Genomic DNA, 20,442 nt, shown 5'->3' with positions numbered 1-20,442 from the left:
GCACTACAACTGGTATTGACGTACCACCTGCTGCAGCTGCTCCCCTTGGCGAGCCACCTGATCGCCAATTTCGGTAGACAAGTCAACTTGCTGGGCCACGGCTTGACCGCCCTCTTTGATCTTCACGGCACTATCCAGAATCTCTTCAGACACCGAGCTCTGCTGTTCACAGGCCGCCGCAATGCCAGTGTTCATGTGATTCACTTCGCTGACCTCATTACTCACTTCGCTCAGCAGCTTATCGACCTGCTGCGCCTGTTCCGCACAGCGGTCGGCGTGAGCTCGCCCTTCGGCAATGGACTGCGCCGCTTCGCTGCTCTCCGCTTGCAAGCGTTCAATCATCTGCTGAATCTGCTCTGTGGAGCTTTGAGAGCGTGACGCCAGAGAGCGCACTTCATCGGCGACCACCGCAAAACCTCGCCCTTGCTCGCCGGCTCGAGCGGCCTCAATGGCGGCGTTAAGCGCCAACAAATTAGTTTGCTCGGCGATGTTGCGAATCACGTCCAAAATGGCACCGATTTCGGTGCTCTCTTTCTCCAGACGCTGCATCACGGTTTCGGTGAGGGTCACGCTTTGCTGCAGCTTCATCAGGTTATCCAGAGTTTGTGAAACCTCGTGTTTGCCCTGCTGCAATTGATGATCGCTGTGTTCTACCCGCTGCGCCGCTTCCTGAGCGTTGGCACTGACCTGATTGATGGACGCTACCATCTGATCCATGGCTGCCGCAATCGACTGACTCTGCTCATTCTGCGCCATCACTTCGTCCTGACAGCTGTGCATCTGTACCCCAAGCTGTTCCGATTGACTTGCCATCTGATCAGACAGAGCACGCAATTGAGTCACGATTCGCAGCTGTTGAGATTGCAGCTCTCGAGCGTTATCCGCCAGCTTACCTATCTCATCTTTCTGGGTTAAATCCAGTTTGGCGGTAATTTTACCCTCAGACAAAAAGTGCAGAAATACCCCGAGGTTCTGAATCGGCTCCACCATGGTTCGATGGCCAATCCAACGCGACAGTAAAATGCTCAAACACAAGCCCACCGCCAAGCCAGCCAATCCCTCTAGCAACTCAAATTGAGCCTGCTTTTGATGCTCCATTGCCGTTTGGTCTTGAGTTTTAGTCATGCGCGTAACCAAGGATTCCAGACGCTTTACTGGCGCTCTGTCAATGCCACGAACTAAGGCGTCGGCGGCCTTGGCATCATCATTACGGTTGAAAAGCTCATACCCCTCACGATAACTCTGGCCCAGTTGCTGATGCTCGCTTAAGAAGGTTTGCAGTTCCTGAACGTATTCTGGGCTTAGGCTGCCTAGGCGAGACAAGACCTGTTTGGATTGCTGCTGAACTTTATCTTCATCATCCAAAAATGCCTGCCAGTACTTCTCTCGGTCATCCAGATTATCCCCCCGAAGCAGTAAGTTTTTCCACTCCTGGATCTGGCTCTTTAGGTCTACCTCAATCAGCAGAACCTGCTCTCGAATCTCCACATCCTGATGCAGGAAATCTTGATAGTAGCGCACCACATTCACTTGGCTTGCCAATGCAAACAACGCGCCCATCAACACCAACACCGCCGCCATCAAATTCAGCGTAATTAGCTTGCGTCCAATGCTGAGGTCTTTTAACCAGTCCATTACCACTCCTTGTTCCCTAAATTCCTACAAGCAAACACCCCTTCCGCCTGCGAGGCAATTTCATCATTTCAGTGATGTGAGTTCAATACGACCAAGGGGGAAATTCCCTAATTTAACTAAGGTTTTTTCGATTTCCACTCAAATCACTGGCGAATCCAATTCTTTTATAGGTAAAGCGATAACCAAACTCTATGGCTGTATAGCCGAGTTTTCGTTTAAAACTTGTTCTATTTCATTGATCTAATGAGTTTTAGAGCATAGGTTAAAAGTTCAACGATAAAGCCAATGGAATGATGGCTTCTGGGGGAGGGAGAAGGAATTATGTCGCGTTTGTCTCTTATAGACGCTTGTTTTACCCTGTTTGAAACGCCTACTACGCCCATGCACGTAGGAGGACTACTCATTTTAAAATCTCAGCGGCAGCATTTCGCCAACGAGCTATTCGACACCCTATTGCAGCACCAAGACTTTTGCTCTCCTTTCGACCAGTTAATTAAGCAGTCACCCGCCTCCTGGCCTCGCTGGCAGCGAGCGCGGCAGGTACGCATCGAAAACCACATCCACCTTCACAGCATTGGCGACAACCATGACGTCCATGCCTTGGTGTCCCAATTGCACAGCGGCCAACTTGATCGCCGCAAGCCTCTGTGGGAAGTGCACATTATCGATGATGCGCCGCGCCAGCGTGTGGGGCTCTACATCAAGATTCACCATGCGTATGCCGATGGCGTGAAGCTCAGCCATATGCTCAATACCATGCTGGGCACCGAAGCCAACGCTGAGCGCGTGCCCGCATTTTGGGAAAACAACTTTAAGTCTCGAGGTGGTGGCCGCGCGCCAGTCAAACAGGTCATCGACTTTGCCAATGCGCTCTATCATCAAATTCAAGAGCTGCCCAACTTGGCAAAACTCACCGGTAAGTTATTGTCTCGCACCCTCTATCCGAGCATTAGCAAACTGCCGATTCCGTTCACCGCTGAGAAAACCCTGTTTAACCAACGCCCAAAACAGTCGCGGGTGATCGCTCAAGGGACTCTGCCGATTAAGTCCATCAAACGGATTGGCCAATACACCGGCGCGTCGGTCAATGAAGTGGTGTTGACCGTCTGCGATGCGGCACTGCACCAATACCTGATTGACCACAAGCGCCCCAGCAATAAACCTCTGGTGGCGATCATGCCGGTAAACATGAAGCAAGATGCAACCGAGAAAGACAACCTGTTTTCGCCGGCGTTAATTGAGTTAGGACGGCGTAACCATCAACCGACGGAGCGGCTGAAAGAGGTGATGATCTCCAGTCGCCAGATCAAACATGAGGCAAAGACCTTTTCACCCACGGCATTCATGAACCTCTCCATCGCCACCAATGCGTTAGTGATGCTGATTGGTTTTTTCAAGCTGGATAAGCACCTACCAACCGCCTGTAATCTGGTGATCTCCAACGTGCCGGGGCCGAAAGATCAACGCTACTTTATGGATGCAGAGATTGAATCGATTACGCCGTACTCGGTACTGCTGCCGGATCAAGCGCTCAACATCACCCTATTCAGTTATCAAGACCAACTGCATGTTGGCGTCACCGCCTGCGATGACGCTTTAGCAGATGCGGATCTGCTGGTGCCTTATATCACCAAAGCGCTAACGGCACTGGAACTGGATCTGCTCTCAGTCACGCTGCAAAAGGTGGAGCAGCAGTTAGAGCAGGGCAGCCTAACGACCCATTAAACGAAAGTTGAACCCTATCTGGCTTGGGGATAGTCTGGAGAAAACTCAAACAGATAGGGATCATCATGGAGTTGATATTCAGGCTTAAGGCGCTGCTCTTAAGCCTACTTCTGCTCAGCACCTACACCATAGCCGAAGCGCCAAGCGATCAATGGCAAACCATTACAACCAAGCTCTACCGCATCCATTTCACCCCGGAAAACCGACCTTGGGCTGAGCAGTTAAGCAAAAGCGCCGATGCTATTGGTCAACAGGTGGCCAAGCAGGTTGATTACCAATTCCCCTACCCGGTCGACATCGTAATTCGCGACCCACTGAATCAAGCCAACGGCTTTGCCCTGCCCTTTGTTCATCGGGCTCGTACCGTATTTTACAGCACGCCGCCCCTGTCAGATTCAGTACTGGGACACATGGACGATTGGGGAGAGCTGCTGCTAACCCATGAGTTGGCGCACCTCAACCATCTGGCTCGCCCCTCCAGAAATGCCACCTCAGAGCTGTGGCAAGCGCTGTTTCCAGATCTGATGTCAGTGCCCAGGTGGGCCATCGAAGGATACGCCACCGTCATTGAGCACCGTCAATCAGGCAAAGGTCGACCGGCCAATGCAAAGGTCAACGCCATCTTAAAACAGTGGGCCAGAGAGGGTTACCTGCCCAGCTACCAGCAGCTCTCTGGCAACAGCGACGCTTATCTGGGCAACAGCATGGCCTATTTGGCTGGCTCGGCCTATCTATTGTGGCTTGAACAGCGCTGCCAGGGAGAGTGCCTGCCCAAAGTGTGGGCACGGCTCACTGCGGTAGAATCTCGCAGCTTTGACGACGCCTTTGACGGCGTGTTTGGTCAATCACCACAGCAGCTGTACCGCCGATTCAGCGCCGAACTCAGCCATCAGGCCATAAGCGATGAGACCTCTTGGCCTGTTAATCCTGCCACGTTGTGGTTTTCACACCACTGGAGCCTGTCTACTCCAGCGCTGTCACCCAATGGCGACCAACTGGCCATCATCACTTACGACCAAAAGCGTTATCGGCAACAGCTTCAGGTGCTCGAGACCGCGGCCAATACGGATGCCAAGACCCAATGGCAACAACAGCAAAGCGCCTTTATCAAAGCTGACCCTGACGATGTCGCTGCCGTCGAGCCTAAGGTATTTAACCCCAAAGTACTCAAACGTTTGCCCAATCAGCAAGGGACCATGGTTGACCCCGCTTGGCTGAACCAGCAGCAGATTCTGTTTAGCCATCAGACTCGCCAGCAAAATGGATTTTGGGCCTTCGATCTCTACCGTTGGGATCTGAGTTCCAACCAAACAACCCGCCTTACCACTGGGGCAGGGTTACGGCGAATATCCCCTCACCCCGACGGAAAACGAGCGCTGGCACTGCAGAGAAAGCAAAGCTCAACCCATATTGTTGAGATAGATCTGACTACAGGAAAGCTATCGCGATTAAGAGAGGGACGCCAAGGCGAGATTGTGGACTTTCCTCAATACCAACCGCAATCCGGACGCATCAGCTATCTGCTGCACCGTCAGGGACACTGGCAACTGCAAATCGGGATAGACGCGCCAATAAATATCCAGTTTGAAGAGGCGGTCAGCTACTTAAGCTATCCAACATGGCTAAGTGCCGACTCACTGCTGCTCACCTTAGGTGACCAGCAGGGCGTGGCCAGCTATCAGCTTGAACTGGATAACAAACAGCGGTATCGACTCAGCAGTTTCGAGGCCGTTGCCGGCGGCGCCACCGCAGATGACACCTGGCTCTATTTGGTAGACACCACCAGTCAAGGCCAGCGGCTACTGCGTCAGCCCAGCCCCATCGCCCCAACCAGTGACGGTGCAGCCATGACCGCCGTCGCCCTGTCAAAAGCCACACCCTTGAAGGTGACGCTAAGCGCCCCACAACCTAAGATCGCCGCAACGGCAAACTCAACGCCGTATGGCCTAGGGCCCCAATACACCAGCCTCGCCTTTGGTGGGCAGCTAACGCCGTGGCAACACTCTTTGGAGATTGGCGTGAAAGGGGGCGATCCAGTGAATCGGTTGCGCTGGCAACTGCTGACTCATACCGCTGTTGATGGCAGTGACCATGGCATCCTTGCCACCACCCGCTGGCAAGGATGGCCCATTGCCCTTACCGGCGATCTGCTCTATCAACAACAGGACTTTGGTGACATTAACGAGACCGCGTTGCCTAGCTGGGACCAGCATTGGTTAAGTGGTCATGTTGGCGGAAAATACCGGCGTCAAGTTGGCCCCAACGTCAACTGGCAACTTGGAGCAGGGGCCAGTGCCACCACGATTTGGAGCCAACAGCCGGACCTCGATGACGGTGAGTCCGCCTCCGCTTACCTTTTTGGTGATCTAAATGGTCAATGGCGTTCTGGAATCTACGGCCTCTATGGCGGTCTCACTGGGCGGTCTTGGCTTGGAAGTAGCAGCGGCACCACTGAACTGGGCAGCGACGCCGGTAACTGGCAGCGCCACGATCTTGGCCTACACACCGCAATAACCATGGGGGAATGGGCTGTTAACGCAGGCTATCAGCACAAACAACTGCAGCAAACGCCCAATTACTGGCACCAGTTTCGACTTGGCGGCATCGACTCCAGTCTCGATGTCCCTTGGCTTGCCAGTGGTCAGCTGAACGATGCCGCACTGCCCCGCGGTTACCTCAGTGGTGACAAGCTCGAACGAACCCAATTTGGTCTAGGCTATGGCATTGCCAAGCTGCAGTACCGTCACTATCGGATCGAATCCCATGGACAAAAACAAACCCTAGGACTATACCGCCTAGATTTGGATCTCATCGAACTGGATGCCATGACGTTCGATGCCTTGCCTGAGTTTGATGGCACCAAGATCCAGCTTGGCGCCGGATGGAGCGACGACAGCCCAAGTAACTCGCAAAACTCTCCCGATTTTAGTGCCTGGCTCAGTGTGTTCTATCGGCTTTAATCCTAAGGGGTAGTGATAAACGTGGTTTGTGGATATGATGTAAGGCCGTTTGTTTTATGGCGGTCTTGCATTATGACCTCAGCACAACTGCTCTCTAAGCTCTTTGCCCTGCCGACCTCCGGCCTCAACAGCCAGCGCCTAAGCTATCTGGTGTACAGCATTCTGACCAACGCCGGAGAATCGCCTCAACTCTGCAGCGGCACACTGGCCGGTCAATCCCACAGCTGGGTAGAGTGGCAAGCCTTACTCATCGATTTTCGCCACTCCGGGATGGAAATTCCCGAAGATGGCGTGCGTAACGCCAACCACTGTGGCCAAGACTATCAACTCGATGAGCGGCGACAGCCCAAGGCCATCGATGACAGCATGCTGATGCACTTCTGCCAAGATCATGCCCACTTCGATCATCTGGCTTAACGCTAAACGTTTGTAGTTTCGATTGACCATGCACCATAAAAAAACGCCGCTATTGCTAGCGGCGTTGTTAATTCATCGATAGAAGTATCAGATATCAATAACGTCGAATTTCACTTGAGGTTCAACGTCAGCTTCATAATCAACCCCGTCAACGCCGAAACCAAACAGCTTCAAGAATTCATCTTTGTACAGCTGGTAGTCGGTCAGCTGTTTCAGGTTATCGTCGGTCAACTGGGCCCAAAGCTCACGACAGTGGCTCTGAATGTCCTCACGCAGCTCCCAATCATCCAAGCGCAGACGGTTTGATTCATCCACTTCGGCGGCGCTGCCATCGGCCTTATACAGACGCTGGCTGAACATACGGTAGATCTGCTCCATGCAGCCTTCGTGAACGCCCTCTTCGCGCATCTTCTTGAACACCATCGACAGGTACAGCGGCATAACCGGAATGGCCGAGCTTGCCTGAGTCACAACGGACTTAAGTACCGCCACGTTGGCGCTACCACCAATGCTGCCAAGTTCGCGGTCCAGAGCCTCGGCGGCGCGATCCAGATCTTTCTTGGCATCGCCCAGGGCACCGTGCCAGTAGATCGGCCAGGTGATCTCGGTGCCGATGTAGCTGTAAGCCACGGTCTTGCAACCTTCAGCCAGCACGCCGGCCTCTTTCAGAGCCGAGATCCACAGCTCCCAATCTTCACCACCCATCACGGTCTTGGTGGCTTGCACCTCCTCCTCGGTGGCAGGCTCGATGGAGGCTTCAAACAGAGTATCTTTGTTGGTATCAACCGCAGTCGCGGTGTAGGTCTCGCCTTTAGGCTTTAGTACCGAGCGAATCACTTCACCGGTGTCAGGCATCTTGCGCACTGGAGAGGCCAGTGAGTACACCACCATGTCCACTTGGCCAAGATCCTGTTTAATTAGGTCGATGGTCTTCTGCTTGGCCTCATGGCTGAACGCATCGCCATTTAAGCTCTTAGCATACAGGCCCGCTTCATGGGCCAGCTTGTCAAAAGCGGCGGCATTGTGCCAGCCTGCGGTTCCCGGCTTTTTCTCAGTAGCCGGCTTTTCAAAAAACACACCAATGGTGGCGGCGCTGCTACCAAAGGCAGCGGCAATACGCGAAGACAAGCCATAACCGCTTGAAGAGCCGATGACCAATACGCGTTTCGGTCCGTTTTCAATCGCTCCCTGAGCTTGGGTGTAGGCGATCTGATCTCGAACGTTCTGCTCACAGCCCACAGGATGGGTGGTGGTACAGATAAATCCGCGAATCTTTGGTTTAATGATCATCAAATATTCCCTTGTTATGGTTGTTGTCGTCATGATTCAAGACGACATCAGCAAAGTTTGCGCCAGCTTATCCAAATCTGCAGGTATCGAAAAGGAAAAGCTGGCAGATCCGACCAATATGAAAAAGCGCAGCTCGTTGGCTGCGCTTTTCTGTCATCACTCACAGTCGGTGATTACTGCTCAGCCACCACAGGGTAGCTGACGTCAGAGCCAGCGCGAAGGGTGGCAATCAACGCTTGATATTGAGACTGGCTGGCGGTATTCGCCAAACGCAGTTTCAAGCTATCGGCGATTGCCGCTTCCGGCTCGCCTGCAATCACTTTGGTTAGAGACACTATGGCGTAGTCGCCATTGCTCATCTCAACCGCCGCACTGCTGGCGCCGTTTACTGGCTTAGGCATTGCAAACACTTCACCAACCAGACGAGGGTCTAGCTCAGGAGTGCCATTACGGCCTACCGCTGCCACCAAGGTCATGCCTTCAAGGGCGGTGCCGGATTTCAGCTGAGCCAGCTTCTCATCCGCCGCCACTTTGGCTTTTTCAGAAGCCGCTTCGGCAACCAGTTGCGCTTTAATCTGCTCGCTCACTTCAGCCAAAGGCATGGTGCCCGCAGCTTTGTGCTCTTTCGCACGCACAACCATTACGTGGCCGCTGTCCAACTCGATGATGTCACTGTTCATGTTGTCCAGAATCACCGCATCAGAGAACGCCGCATTAATTACGCGTTGATTGTTTACCGCAGCAGGGGCATTAAAGCGGCTAAACAGTTCAGTGGTTTTCACTTCTGCGCCAACTTCGCCGGCGGCATCGTCTAGGTTTTCAGGAACCTGGAAGCTTACGTCAGCCAGCAATTGCTGCAGTTCGTAAAAACGCTCTTGAGCCAACTCGTTTTGTACCGCAGCCACAATCTCATCACGAACGTCAGACAGAGGTGCGGCACTGCCGGACTCGATGTCTTTCGTCAGGATGATCTGGAATCCGAAGTCGGAGTCGATGATGTCTGAATACTGGCCTTTTTCTTGGCCAAACAGAGCCGCATCGAAGTCGCCCCCCATGGCACCAGCTTCAAACCAATCTAGCTCTCCGCCATTCTCCGCAGAGAAGTCATCGGAGGCCTCTTTGGCAACGGTAGCGAAGTCTTCGCCTGCATTCAGGCGAGCCAATACCGCTTCCGCTTTGGCACGATCATCGCCTTCAATCAGAATCATGGCGGCCAAACGGCGCTCAGGCATCTGGTAGGAAGCAGAATGCGCATCGTAGTAACTCTGAACTTCTTCATCGGTGACTGCGACGTCTTTGGCCATGTCGGCAACGTTCAGCTCTACGTACTCCAAAGCAACCTGCTCTGGAGTGGCAAAGCGATCCATATTCTTGTTGTAGAAGCTTTGAACTTCGCTGTCGGCAATCTCAATGCTGTCAGTAAAGTCAGACTTGGATACCGTGGTGTAGCTAAATTCACGCTGCTGCTGTTGCAGAGCCAGAATGCTCATCGCTTCTTCGGTGGTCACAATGTCAGTGCCCAGCAGGGAGCGCATCAGTTGCTGACGAACCATATCGCGAGAAAGCATGTTAGCCAGCTGGTCGGCGGTCATATTGACCTGACGCAGAATCGCTTGATAGCGGTCATTGTCAAACTTACCTTCGACCTGGAACTCAGGCATCGATACGATCGCCTGTTTGATCTGCTCAGCAGATACGCGCAATCCCAGCTCTTTTGCTTTTTGGTCAATCAGACGTTCAGCAATCATGCGCTCAAGTACGGCGGTGCGCACCTGGTTCATGTAAGCGGTATTGGAAGCTAGAGAATCAAACATCTCGCCCATCTGTTGGCGCATGCGGTTCTGTTCGTTCTGCAGCTCTTTTTCCAAATCGTAGCGGGTGATGTCTTCACCGTTTACCGAAGCGGCGTTAACCTGACCACCTGAGCCTAGGTAGCTATATACTCCGGAAAGGGCGAAAGAAAGAATCACGGCACCCAAGATAATCTTGGCGGCACCACCCTGTGACCCTTCTCTAATCTTCTCTAACATCTGACGTCTCTTTATTCGTTCGAGCTAGAACTATGAATTCCCCCTAGGGGGTAATAAAAAAAAAGCGCATCTGTGTGATGCGCCTTTATCAAAACTGGCGGAGTGGACGGGACTCGAACCCGCGACCCCCGGCGTGACAGGCCGGTATTCTAACCAACTGAACTACCACTCCGAAACTAAAAAACGCTCACACTTAGACGCTGAGCGCTTTTAAGTAATTTAGTTTACCGCTTCTTTCAGCGCTTTACCCGCTTTGAAAGCTGGGATCTTAGCAGCAGCGATTTTGATCTCTGCGCCAGTCTGTGGGTTACGACCGGTACGCTCGGCACGCTCACGTACTTCAAAAGTGCCGAAACCAACCAGAGAGATCTTGTCGCCTTCTTTCAGAGTATCGGTGATAGCTTCAATGAAAGAATCCAAAGCGCGGCTTGCAGCAGCTTTAGAGATATCAGCACCAGAAGCAATCTGATCGATCAGTTGAGATTTGTTCATGTCATCCCCTTCAGTTCTATTTTTTGCGCCGACGCCATTCCATCGCTAGCTCGGTCTGCGGAGAGTTTTATATCAAGCTTAAAATCAAAGTTCAAGCATTCGTTGGAACCGTAATTTCCAAAATTGGATACCGCTCAAAGCCCCGCCATGCTGGGCTTTTGAGCACTACGGCCCTCGGTTCAAAACATACACTACACAGGCTTTTTTGAATTGAAAAGCCCTTTTTGCGGTTTTTCGGCCGAAAACCAAAATGCGCTCATAAAAAAGCGCATTTTTTTCGGTAAACGCCCGTTTTTAGGCCACTGAAACGAATCCTTCTGGTGGATTTTCCAGCGCTAGATTAAGGACTTCGTCGATCCACTGTACTGGATGGATAGCCAAATCCTGCTTCACGTTATCAGGAATTTCTTCCAAATCACGTTCATTGTCTTTCGGAATCAGCACCGTTTTGATGCCACCTCGGTGAGCCGCCAACAGTTTTTCCTTCAATCCACCAATTGGAAGCACTTCGCCGCGAAGGGTAATTTCCCCAGTCATGGCTACATCCGCTTTCACTGGATTTCCGGTTAAGCTGGACACCAAAGTGGTGCACATGGCGATACCCGCTGAAGGGCCATCTTTTGGCGTCGCCCCTTCAGGAACGTGAACGTGAATGTCACGCTTCTCATGGAAATCGTCATTGATGCGCAGCTTTTCCGTGCGAGAACGAACCACGGTCATCGCGGCTTGAATCGACTCCTGCATCACATCCCCGAGAGAACCGGTGTAGGTCAATTTGCCCTTACCCGGAACCGACGTGGCTTCAATGGTAAGTAAGTCACCACCAACCTCGGTCCACGCAAGGCCAACCACTTGACCTACCTGATTGTTCTTCTCTGCCTTACCGTAATCAAAACGCTGAACTCCCAAGTACTCTTTGAGGTTCTCATCGTTAACGGTCACCGACTTCTGACTCTTATCCAGCAGTAATTTCTTCACCGCCTTACGACAGATCTTGGAGATTTCGCGCTCTAGGCTACGCACGCCCGCTTCACGGGTGTAGTAGCGGATAATGCCGATGATGGCGCTGTCTTCAATAACCACTTCGCCCTTCTTAAGGCCATTGCGCTTAATCTGCTTGGCCAATAGGTGCTGGGTGGCGATATTCAGCTTCTCATCTTCGGTGTAACCAGAAAGACGAATCACCTCCATACGGTCCAGAAGCGGGCCTGGAATGTTCATGGAGTTGGAGGTCGCAACGAACATGACGTCTGACAGATCGTAATCCACTTCCAAATAATGGTCGTTAAAGGCGTTGTTCTGCTCAGGATCCAACACTTCCAGCAGAGCCGAAGATGGGTCTCCGCGCATGTCGGAGCTCATCTTATCGATCTCATCCAACAGGAACAGTGGGTTTTTCACCTCGACCTTGGCCATTTTCTGGATCAACTTGCCTGGCAATGAGCCGATGTAAGTACGGCGGTGACCGCGGATCTCCGCCTCATCGCGCACACCACCGAGCGCCATACGCACGTATTTACGGCCGGTCGCCTTAGCAATGGATTGACCCAGAGAGGTTTTTCCTACCCCTGGTGGTCCCACTAGGCACAAGATTGGCCCTTTAAGCTGACGTACCCGAGATTGAACCGCGAGGTACTCAAGGATGCGCTCTTTAACCTTCTCTAAGCCATGGTGATCGGCATCTAGAATCTCTTGGGCACGAGCGATGTCTTTTTTAACCTTACTGCGCTTGGTCCAAGGCACGCTTACCATCCAATCGATGTAGCTGCGAACCACGGTCGCTTCCGCTGACATCGGTGACATCATCTTCAGCTTATTGAGCTCGGCCTCAGTTTTTTGCTTGGCTTCCGCAGGCATGCCTGCGTCTTCAATCTTCTTAGACAGCGCTTCAAACTCATCGGGCACATCATCCAGCTCACCCAGCTCTTTTTGGATGGCTTTCATCTGCTCGTTGAGGTAGTACTCGCGCTGGCTTTTCTCCATCTGCTTCTTAACGCGGGAGCGGATCTTCTTCTCAACCTGAAGAATGTCGATCTCTGACTCCATCATCGCCATCAGATACTCAAGGCGCTCGGTGATGTCACCCATCTCCAGAACCGCTTGCTTCTCTTCCAGCTTCAGGGGCATGTGGGCTGCCATGGTATCCGCAAGACGAGCCGCCTCGTCGATGCCGTTTAAGGAGGTCAGCACCTCAGGCGGAATCTTTTTGTTCAGCTTGATGTAGCCCTCAAACTGGCCGATGGCGGTGCGAACCAGCACCTCCTCTTCACGCTCAGTCATAGGAGCCGTTTCAATAAACTTCGCTTCTGCAACCACATAGGGGTCTTCATCGATGAAGTTTTCAATGCGAGCTCGCTGACTGCCTTCCACCAACACCTTCACGGTGCCATCGGGCAGTTTCAGCAATTGCAGGATTGAGGCGATGGTGCCAACTGGATAGATGTCATCGATAGAAGGATCATCCTGGTCAGCCTCTTTCTGAGCAACCAGCAGAACCTGCTTATCCTGTTCCATTGCTGCTTCGAGGCAACTGATGGACTTTTGACGACCAACGAATAGGGGGATCACCATATGGGGGTAGACCACCACGTCCCGTAATGGCAAAACCGGGATATGGACAAGGTCGGAGCGCTCTATTGTCATGGCTCTATTCCATTTTAGCTACACGCCCGCGACAGATGCAGACGATCTTGATCTCAGTATATGGGGGCAATGCGATGAGTTTCAATGACCATTTAAAAGAAAAAAGGAGCCAATTTTGGCTCCTTTTTCAACAATCTAGATGAATATTACTCGGCGGAAGCCGCCTGAGCATCATTCCCTTCGTAGATCATGATTGGGGCAGATTCCCCTTTAATCACTGACTCATCAATAACGACTTTGCTGACATTATCAATGGAAGGCAGGTCATACATGGTATCGAGCAACACCGCTTCCACAATGGAGCGCAGGCCACGAGCACCGGTCTTACGATCCATCGCTTTACCAGCAATGGCGCGCAAGGCGTCGTCACGGAACTCAAGCTCAACATCTTCCAGCGCAAACAAAGCGCCATACTGCTTAGTCAGAGAGTTCTTAGGCTCTTGCAAGATCTGAATCAACGCGTCTTCATCCAGCTCGCCCAAGGTGGCAACCACAGGAAGACGACCGATAAATTCAGGAATCAAACCGTACTTCACCAGATCTTCAGGCTCAACTTGCTTAAAGGTCTCGGTTAGGGATTGGTTTTCATTCTTGCCACGCACCTCTGCACCAAAACCGATGCCGGTTCCAGTCAGAGCTCGCTGCTCAATCACCTTATCTAGGCCAGCAAATGCACCGCCACAGATAAACAGGATCTTGGAGGTATCAACCTGCAGGAACTCCTGTTGAGGATGCTTACGACCACCTTGAGGTGGTACTGCAGCAACCGTACCTTCGATAAGTTTCAGCAGTGCCTGCTGAACCCCCTCACCGGAGACATCTCGGGTGATGGATGGATTATCGGACTTACGGCTGATCTTGTCGATCTCGTCGATATATACGATACCGCGCTGCGCTTTCTCAACGTCGTAATCGCACTTTTGCAACAGCTTCTGGATGATGTTTTCCACATCCTCACCCACGTAACCCGCTTCGGTCAGGGTGGTGGCGTCTGCCATGGTGAATGGCACGTCCAGAAGGCGCGCTAGGGTCTCAGCCAGCAGGGTTTTACCTGAGCCAGTTGGACCAATCAGCAAAATGTTACTTTTACCCAGCTCAACCTCAGCGTTGTCACCACCGTGACGTAGGCGCTTGTAGTGGTTATACACCGCTACCGATAACACCTTTTTCGCCTGAGTTTGGCCAATTACATAGTCATCCAGATGAGCGCGAATTTCGTGAGGGGTCGGCAAGCTGTCACTGTCCCGTTTCGGGATTAGCTCTTTTACCTCTTCACGAATGATGTCGTTACAGAGATCGACACACTCATCACAGATATAAACAGAAGGGCCCGCGATCAGCTTACGAACTTCGTGCTGACTCTTTCCACAGAAAGAACAATACAGAAGTTTGCTGTTTTCGCCGTCGCCCTTTGAAATATCACTCATTCAGCTACCTCGTCGCTGTACTTAGCTTGAAGACCACACCTAAGTGTACGCCACTATAGCTAGCTTTGCTTTAAACCTATACAAACAAATATTTACTCAATGTGTCTACCTATGACAGTAGCATCTTATAGAAAGGCGCCACAAGCCGAAGAAATGTTTAATATTCCAACGGCCTGACTTTATCAGTCACCTTGAGTAGATAGCGGTTTGAGGATTATTCTGCGCCGCGCTTGGTTAGAACAGAGTCCACCAAACCATACTCGACCGCGTCTTTTGCGCTCATGAAGTTGTCACGATCGGTATCACGCTCGATTACTTCTAGCGGTTGGCCAGTGTGCTCCGCCAGCAACAGGTTCAGCTTCTGCTTGATGCCAATGATCTCTTGAGCGTGAATCGCGATGTCTGAGGCTTGGCCTTGGAAGCCGCCCAGAGGCTGGTGAATCATCACTCGAGAATTCGGCAGAACATGGCGCTTACCTTTGGCTCCACCTGCTAACAGGAAGGCGCCCATCGAGGCCGCTTGCCCCATGCACACGGTGCTCACATCCGGCTTAATGAACTGCATGGTGTCGTAGATCGACATACCCGCTGTTACCGAACCGCCCGGAGAGTTGATGTACAGATAGATGTCTTTATCTGGATTCTCAGACTCCAAAAACAGCAACTGGGCAACCACCAGGTTGGCCATGTGATCTTCAACCTGACCGGTCAAGAAGATCACTCGCTCTTTCAGAAGACGAGAATAGATGTCGTAGGAACGCTCTCCCTTGGCAGTTTGTTCCACTACCATAGGGACCAGAGCATTGAGTGGAGATTCAAGCAAGTGCTGCATATTCAGTCCGTTTCCTAACAAAATGGCTCGCATGAGAACAATCCCATACGAGCCATAATATGATTGGCCACAAGGGCCAAGTCAAATCAACTTAGGCAGTAGGCTGCTGTTGATTCATGAACTCTTGGAAGTTCACTTCCTTTTCAGAAACTTTAGCATCCGCCATCAGGGCGTCAACTGCTTGTTCTTCCAAGGCAACGTTACGCATGTTCTGCATCATCTCTTGGTTGTTGTTGTAGTACTCAACAACTTCTTTCGGATCTTCGTATGCAGACGCCATGGAGTCGATCAGAGCTGCAACGCGCTCTTCTTCTACTTTCAGCTCTTTCTGCTTGATTACTTCACCCAGCAGCAGACCGATGCGTACGCGGCGCTCAGCTTGCTCAGTGAACAGCTCAGCTGGCAGCTCAGGCATGTTGTTGGCTTGCTGCTGACCGAAGCGCTGCATCGCCTGCTGACGCAGAACGTTGATTTCGCCTTCAACCAGTGGCTTAGGAACGTTGATCTCGTTGGCCTTCAGCAGACCTTCCAGAGCTTGCTCTTTTACCTTCGCTTTCAGAGCTTGAGACAGTTCACGCTCCATGTTCTTACGGATTTCCGCTTTCAGAGCGTCCAGACCGCCCTCTTCGATGCCAAACTTAGCAACGAACTCATCGTTCAGCTCAGGCAGAACCTGGGCTTCTACGCTGTGCAGTTTGATGGCGAACTGAGCGGCTTTACCTTTCAAGTTTTCCGCGTGGTACTCTTCTGGGAAGGTCACTTCGATGGTGAACTCTTCGCCAGCTTTCTTACCTAGGATGCCGTCTTCGAAACCTGGGATCATGCGGCCAGAACCGATTACCAGTTCAAAACCTTCAGACTTGCCACCTTCGAATACTTCGCCGTCGATGGAGCCTTCGAAGTCCATCTTAACTTTGTCGCTGTCAGCAGCTTCACGATCCGCAGCTTCGAAAGTTGCGTGCTGCTTGCGCAGAGTTTCGATCATGGTGTCAACGTCAGCGTCAGTTACGTCGCAAACTGGCTTTTCGATTTCGATGTCAGCCAGACCTTGCAGTTCAACTTCTGGGTAAACTTCGAACAGAGCAGCAAACTGCAGATCTTCACCGTCTTTGCTGTTTACAACTTCAAAGCGAGGAGCGCCAGCTGGGTTCAGCTTCTGCTCTACTACTGCTTCGAAGAATTTCTGCTGCATGGTTTCACCCATGGCTTCTTGACGGATGGCTTTGCCGTAGCGCTTCTTAATTACAGAAACAGGCACTTTACCCTTACGGAAACCATCCAGACGGATGTTCTTGGCTTCAGCCTTCATTTTGTCAGTGACTTTAGGCTCAAATTCAGCAGCCTCAACGGTAATAGTCAGGCGGCGCTCCAGGCCTTCAAGGGTTTCTAAAGAAACTTGCATTACGTTACCTCAAGTACTCGTGTTCTTGTGGCCGACCTCATCATTAAGATCAGCAAAAAATAGTGCGCGACAAAAATCAAACGCCGCGTGTATCAGGAGTGAAATCAGGTCGAAATCTCCGTCTTCGGAATTCGTCCAAAGGGCTTTACGAAACCCGGGGCTAGCCCCATGGAGTACCTGTCACTACCTGCCTAAGCCAATAGTAGGACGCGCCATTATAGCCATAGGTATCAGCAGAGTCGAGACGGGGTTTACAAAGGAGGAATAAGATCAATATCTGCTAACAAAGTGCTGGCAGATTAGCAGAGAAATATTGCGCAAAGATGGAGAATTGCCAATGAAATCGACTGGCGGACAGATACAAAAAAAGCCCTGTATAAACAGGGCTTTAATCTTAAATATGGGGTGGCTGATGGGATTTGAACCCACGACAACCGGAATCACAATCCGGGACTCTACCAACTGAGCTACAGCCACCACTAAATATGGCGCACCCGGCAGGATTCGAACCTGCGACCAGCTGCTTAGAAGGCAGCTGCTCTATCCAACTGAGCTACGGGCGCAGAATACAACCTATCCGGTGTACTTAAAAAAGTGGTCGGTGATAGAGGATTCGAACCTCTGACCCTCTGGTCCCAAACCAGATGCGCTACCAGGCTGCGCTAATCACCGACAGGGTTATTTTACTTGGGTTAGCATCTTTACCCAGAGGGTTCCTCTGGTCCGCTAATTCCAAAATCGAGATGAGCTACTTGGTTTCACTAATCATCGACAAATTCGTTACCACGCTTTAGGTTGCCCCAGCGATTCAACGGAGGCGAATATTAACTATGGTTACCAAAGTCGTCAATCACTTTTTTGAAGTTTAGATCCTTTTGGGCAAAACCTAAGCGCGTACCGACTAAAATCATGACATATCCGATGTTTACTGGCAAAATGCGTCCAGCGTCAACCTATCTCACATCGGTTGCGATTTATTCCGTCTCAGAATTCAGACCAAAACGCCCAAAATAAGATCCGCTTTATGTCGACGCTAGGTGCCCTACCACCCCATAAAGCCAAGCAGAATTGGGAGTTTTACGCTAGTCATTATGAGTCGATAAATCAATGTGACCCATGGCCATACAAGGGAAGTTTGTAGAGATGACAGCATCAATAATAGACGGCAAATCTCATGCCGCGTCCATTAGGCAGAACATCGCCACCAAAGTAGAACAACGCATTAACCAAGGCCTTCGCGCCCCCGGGCTCGCCGTAATACTTGTTGGAGCAGATCCTGCCTCGCAAGTCTACGTGGGCAACAAACGCAAAGCCTGCGAACAGGTTGGCTTTATATCCAAAAGTGTCGACCTCGACGCCTCCACCACTCAATCCGAGCTTCTTGCCCACATCGATGCGCTTAACGAAGACCCCAGCATCGACGGCATTTTAGTTCAGCTGCCACTGCCGGATCACATAGACTCATCCACTGTTATTGAGCGCATTCGCCCTGACAAAGATGTGGATGGTTTTCATCCCTATAATGTCGGTCGTCTTGCGCAGCGAATCCCAGTGCTGCGCCCCTGTACGCCATTGGGGATCATGCACCTGGTGCAATCAACGGGGCTGAAAACCCAAGGTATGCACGCGGTTATCGTTGGCGCCTCCAACATCGTGGGACGTCCAATGACACTGGAGCTGCTCCTGCGAGGCTGCACCACCACCACCTGCCACCGTTTTACCCAAGATCTGCGCCATCACGTGGAGCAAGCGGATCTGTTGGTGGTGGCCGTAGGTAAGCCTAACTTCATTCCTGGGGAGTGGATTAAGCCCGGAGCCATCGTTATCGATGTCGGCATCAACCGTTTAGATACGGGCAAGCTAGTGGGTGACGTTGAGTTCGATAAAGCCTGCGAACGTGCTGGCCACATCACCCCAGTACCCGGTGGCGTTGGCCCAATGACCATCGCCTGCCTGCTGCAAAACACCCTATTTGCCTGCGAGCAGTACCATAGCTAATTGGACATCAATTAGTAAAAATCGCACACAAAAAAGCCCGCTCAATGCGGGCTTTCTTGTTTGTAGCTAACCGCGATTTACTTACGGCGCCAAGTGGTGCCGCCAGCGCCATCTTCCAGCACGATGCCCATGGCCGTCAGTGCATCACGGGCTTCATCCGCTTTGCCCCAATCTTTGGCTGCTCGAGCGTCGTTACGCTGTTTAATAAGCGCCTCAATCTGAGCCACTTCGTCATCATCGCCGCCGCCCTGCAGGAACTGCTCAGGATCGGACTGCAAAATACCCAAAATCGCACCGATGTGGGTAATGGTGGCGGCCAAATTGGCGGCCAGAGTCTGATCTTGCTCTTTGGCGATGTTCAGCTCGCGAGCCAAGTCAAACAGTACCGATACCGCTTCTGCAGTATTCAGATCATCGTTCATCGCCTCTTGGAAACGCTCGATGTAGCTTGCTACCGCGTCGCCACCTTCTGGCGCCCCGCGCAAGGCGGTGTACAAACGCTCCATGGAGGCATGGGCTTGATCCAGGTTCTCTTCCGAGTAGTTCAGTTGGCTACGGTAGTGACTGGACAGCAAGAAGTAACGCACCGATTCGCCATTGTATTCATTGAGTACATCACGAATGGTGAAGAAGTTACCCAAGGACTTGGACATCTTCTCTTTATTCACCTGCACCATACCGGAGTGCATCCAGTAATTAACGTAGTTGTTGTCATTGGCACAGCAACTTTGGGCCACTTCGTTTTCATGGTGGGGGAACATCAGATCGGAACCGCCGCCATGAATATCAAACACCTTGCCTAGGTGCTTCTCATTCATTGCAGAACACTCAATGTGCCAACCTGGACGGCCTTTACCCCACGGGGAATCCCAGCTCGGCTCACCGGGCTTAGCGCTCTTCCACAGGGCGAAGTCCATTGGGTTACGCTTAGCTTCTTCCACATCCACTCGAGCGCCAGCTTGCAGCTGCTCCAGATCTTGCTTGGACAGCTTGCCATAATCGTCAAAGGTTTTTACTTCAAACCAAACGTCACCAGCATCAGACACATAGGCATGGCCCTTGTTCACCAAGGTCTCGATCATGGCGATGATCTCGCCCATGTGACCAGTTACCGTTGGCGTGATGTCTGGACGCAGTAGCCCCAGAGCATCAAAGTCTTGGTACATGGCTTCGGTAAAGCGGGCCACCAACGCTTCACAGCTCTCGCCATTCTCTGCGGCGCGGCGAATGATTTTGTCATCCACATCGGTGATGTTACGTACGTAAGTAACGTCCATACCCAGAGAGCGCAGGTAACGAACCGCAATATCAAATGCCACATAGGTACGACCGTGACCGATGTGACAGTAGTCATAGATGGTTACCCCACACACATACATGCCAACCTTATTGGCTACGATTGGGGTAAAAGTCTCTTTCTGTCGGGTCAGGGTGTTAAATATCTTTAGCATCGATACGCTCGTTATACTCTTTGATACGGCTTAAAATTGCGAACTTGTAGTCTATCACGACTCACTGCTAGAGAAAGGCCGGAAATTGGCTTTTTGTCGGTTAGTTACAAGGCAGGCGCTCAGGCTTCACCTTCCTAGCT

General features: G+C 51.7%; 13 protein-coding genes and 4 tRNA genes. 4 read left to right on the top strand and 13 right to left on the bottom strand.

Features of this window, described 5'->3' with window-relative positions; translation table 11 throughout:
• Positions 1-3: 3 nt before the first annotated feature.
• The gene (locus tag FCL42_RS00495; protein WP_169308231.1) at positions 4-1,635 is read right to left on the bottom strand and encodes a methyl-accepting chemotaxis protein; all 1,632 of its coding nucleotides are present in this window, start codon (positions 1,633-1,635) and stop codon (positions 4-6) included.
• 321 nt (positions 1,636-1,956) lie between these two features.
• Here FCL42_RS00495 and FCL42_RS00490 point away from each other — a divergent pair, with 321 nt between their 5' ends.
• From FCL42_RS00490 to FCL42_RS00480, 3 genes are all read left to right on the top strand, one after another.
• Positions 1,957-3,360, top strand: a complete 1,404-nt coding sequence (locus FCL42_RS00490) for a wax ester/triacylglycerol synthase family O-acyltransferase (protein WP_136861420.1) — start codon at positions 1,957-1,959, stop codon at positions 3,358-3,360.
• Between the two features lie 65 nt (positions 3,361-3,425).
• The gene (locus tag FCL42_RS00485) at positions 3,426-6,320 is read left to right on the top strand and encodes a TolB family protein (protein WP_136861419.1); all 2,895 of its coding nucleotides are present in this window, start codon (positions 3,426-3,428) and stop codon (positions 6,318-6,320) included.
• Between the two features lie 72 nt (positions 6,321-6,392).
• Positions 6,393-6,737, top strand: coding sequence for a hypothetical protein (locus FCL42_RS00480; RefSeq protein ID WP_136861418.1), 345 nt, complete (start codon positions 6,393-6,395; stop codon positions 6,735-6,737).
• 87 nt (positions 6,738-6,824) lie between these two features.
• On the opposite strand, the gene fabV is transcribed toward FCL42_RS00480, so the two are convergent.
• The 11 genes from fabV to FCL42_RS00425 all read right to left on the bottom strand — a co-directional run bounded on the left by fabV (position 6,825) and on the right by FCL42_RS00425 (position 17,525).
• Positions 6,825-8,027, bottom strand: coding sequence for an enoyl-ACP reductase FabV (fabV, locus tag FCL42_RS00475; RefSeq protein WP_136861417.1), 1,203 nt, complete (start codon positions 8,025-8,027; stop codon positions 6,825-6,827).
• Positions 8,028-8,200: 173 nt separating this feature from the next.
• Positions 8,201-10,057, bottom strand: a complete 1,857-nt coding sequence (locus FCL42_RS00470; RefSeq protein WP_136861416.1) for a SurA N-terminal domain-containing protein — start codon at positions 10,055-10,057, stop codon at positions 8,201-8,203.
• 95 nt (positions 10,058-10,152) lie between these two features.
• A tRNA-Asp gene (locus tag FCL42_RS00465) sits at positions 10,153-10,229 on the bottom strand.
• A 47-nt stretch (positions 10,230-10,276) separates the two neighbouring features.
• Entirely contained in the window at positions 10,277-10,549 is a 273-nt protein-coding gene (locus FCL42_RS00460; protein WP_136861415.1) for an HU family DNA-binding protein, read from the bottom strand.
• 294 nt (positions 10,550-10,843) lie between these two features.
• Entirely contained in the window at positions 10,844-13,192 is a 2,349-nt protein-coding gene (lon, locus tag FCL42_RS00455) for an endopeptidase La (protein WP_136861414.1), read from the bottom strand.
• A gap of 146 nt (positions 13,193-13,338) precedes the next feature.
• Complete coding sequence (clpX, locus tag FCL42_RS00450) at positions 13,339-14,619, bottom strand: ATP-dependent protease ATP-binding subunit ClpX (protein WP_136861413.1); 1,281 nt, start codon at positions 14,617-14,619, stop codon at positions 13,339-13,341.
• Between the two features lie 214 nt (positions 14,620-14,833).
• Positions 14,834-15,451, bottom strand: a complete 618-nt coding sequence (clpP, locus tag FCL42_RS00445) for an ATP-dependent Clp endopeptidase proteolytic subunit ClpP (protein ID WP_136861867.1) — start codon at positions 15,449-15,451, stop codon at positions 14,834-14,836.
• A 91-nt stretch (positions 15,452-15,542) separates the two neighbouring features.
• Positions 15,543-16,853, bottom strand: coding sequence for a trigger factor (gene tig, locus FCL42_RS00440; RefSeq protein ID WP_136861412.1), 1,311 nt, complete (start codon positions 16,851-16,853; stop codon positions 15,543-15,545).
• A 401-nt stretch (positions 16,854-17,254) separates the two neighbouring features.
• Positions 17,255-17,330: transfer RNA gene (locus FCL42_RS00435), tRNA-His, on the bottom strand.
• Between the two features lie 9 nt (positions 17,331-17,339).
• Positions 17,340-17,416, bottom strand: a tRNA-Arg gene (locus FCL42_RS00430).
• Positions 17,417-17,448: 32 nt separating this feature from the next.
• Positions 17,449-17,525: transfer RNA gene (locus FCL42_RS00425), tRNA-Pro, on the bottom strand.
• 471 nt (positions 17,526-17,996) lie between these two features.
• Here FCL42_RS00425 and folD point away from each other — a divergent pair.
• Positions 17,997-18,851, top strand: a complete 855-nt coding sequence (gene folD, locus FCL42_RS00420; RefSeq protein WP_136861411.1) for a bifunctional methylenetetrahydrofolate dehydrogenase/methenyltetrahydrofolate cyclohydrolase FolD — start codon at positions 17,997-17,999, stop codon at positions 18,849-18,851.
• Positions 18,852-18,928: 77 nt separating this feature from the next.
• Here the strand turns inward: folD and cysS are convergent, their stop codons facing one another.
• Positions 18,929-20,302: a cysteine--tRNA ligase gene (gene cysS / locus FCL42_RS00415; RefSeq protein ID WP_136861410.1), complete on the bottom strand. Its 1,374-nt coding sequence runs from the start codon at positions 20,300-20,302 to the stop codon at positions 18,929-18,931.
• Positions 20,303-20,442 lie beyond the last annotated feature (140 nt).

Source organism: Ferrimonas aestuarii (assembly GCF_005116665.1).
GTDB lineage: Bacteria > Pseudomonadota > Gammaproteobacteria > Enterobacterales > Shewanellaceae > Ferrimonas > Ferrimonas aestuarii.
This window is presented reverse-complemented; position numbering and strand designations above follow the sequence as displayed.

Excerpts from the sequence above, each read along its gene's own strand:
- FCL42_RS00495 (WP_169308231.1), bottom strand. The coding sequence starts at position 1,635 with ATGGACTGGTTAAAAGACCTCAGCATTGGACGCAAGCTAATTACGCTG.
- FCL42_RS00490 (WP_136861420.1), top strand. The coding sequence starts at position 1,957 with ATGTCGCGTTTGTCTCTTATAGACGCTTGTTTTACCCTGTTTGAAACG.
- FCL42_RS00485 (WP_136861419.1), top strand. The coding sequence starts at position 3,426 with ATGGAGTTGATATTCAGGCTTAAGGCGCTGCTCTTAAGCCTACTTCTG.
- FCL42_RS00480 (WP_136861418.1), top strand. The coding sequence starts at position 6,393 with ATGACCTCAGCACAACTGCTCTCTAAGCTCTTTGCCCTGCCGACCTCC.
- fabV (WP_136861417.1), bottom strand. The coding sequence starts at position 8,027 with ATGATCATTAAACCAAAGATTCGCGGATTTATCTGTACCACCACCCAT.
- FCL42_RS00470 (WP_136861416.1), bottom strand. The coding sequence starts at position 10,057 with ATGTTAGAGAAGATTAGAGAAGGGTCACAGGGTGGTGCCGCCAAGATT.
- FCL42_RS00460 (WP_136861415.1), bottom strand. The coding sequence starts at position 10,549 with ATGAACAAATCTCAACTGATCGATCAGATTGCTTCTGGTGCTGATATC.
- lon (WP_136861414.1), bottom strand. The coding sequence starts at position 13,192 with ATGACAATAGAGCGCTCCGACCTTGTCCATATCCCGGTTTTGCCATTA.
- clpX (WP_136861413.1), bottom strand. The coding sequence starts at position 14,619 with ATGAGTGATATTTCAAAGGGCGACGGCGAAAACAGCAAACTTCTGTAT.
- clpP (WP_136861867.1), bottom strand. The coding sequence starts at position 15,451 with ATGCAGCACTTGCTTGAATCTCCACTCAATGCTCTGGTCCCTATGGTA.
- tig (WP_136861412.1), bottom strand. The coding sequence starts at position 16,853 with ATGCAAGTTTCTTTAGAAACCCTTGAAGGCCTGGAGCGCCGCCTGACT.
- folD (WP_136861411.1), top strand. The coding sequence starts at position 17,997 with ATGACAGCATCAATAATAGACGGCAAATCTCATGCCGCGTCCATTAGG.
- cysS (WP_136861410.1), bottom strand. The coding sequence starts at position 20,302 with ATGCTAAAGATATTTAACACCCTGACCCGACAGAAAGAGACTTTTACC.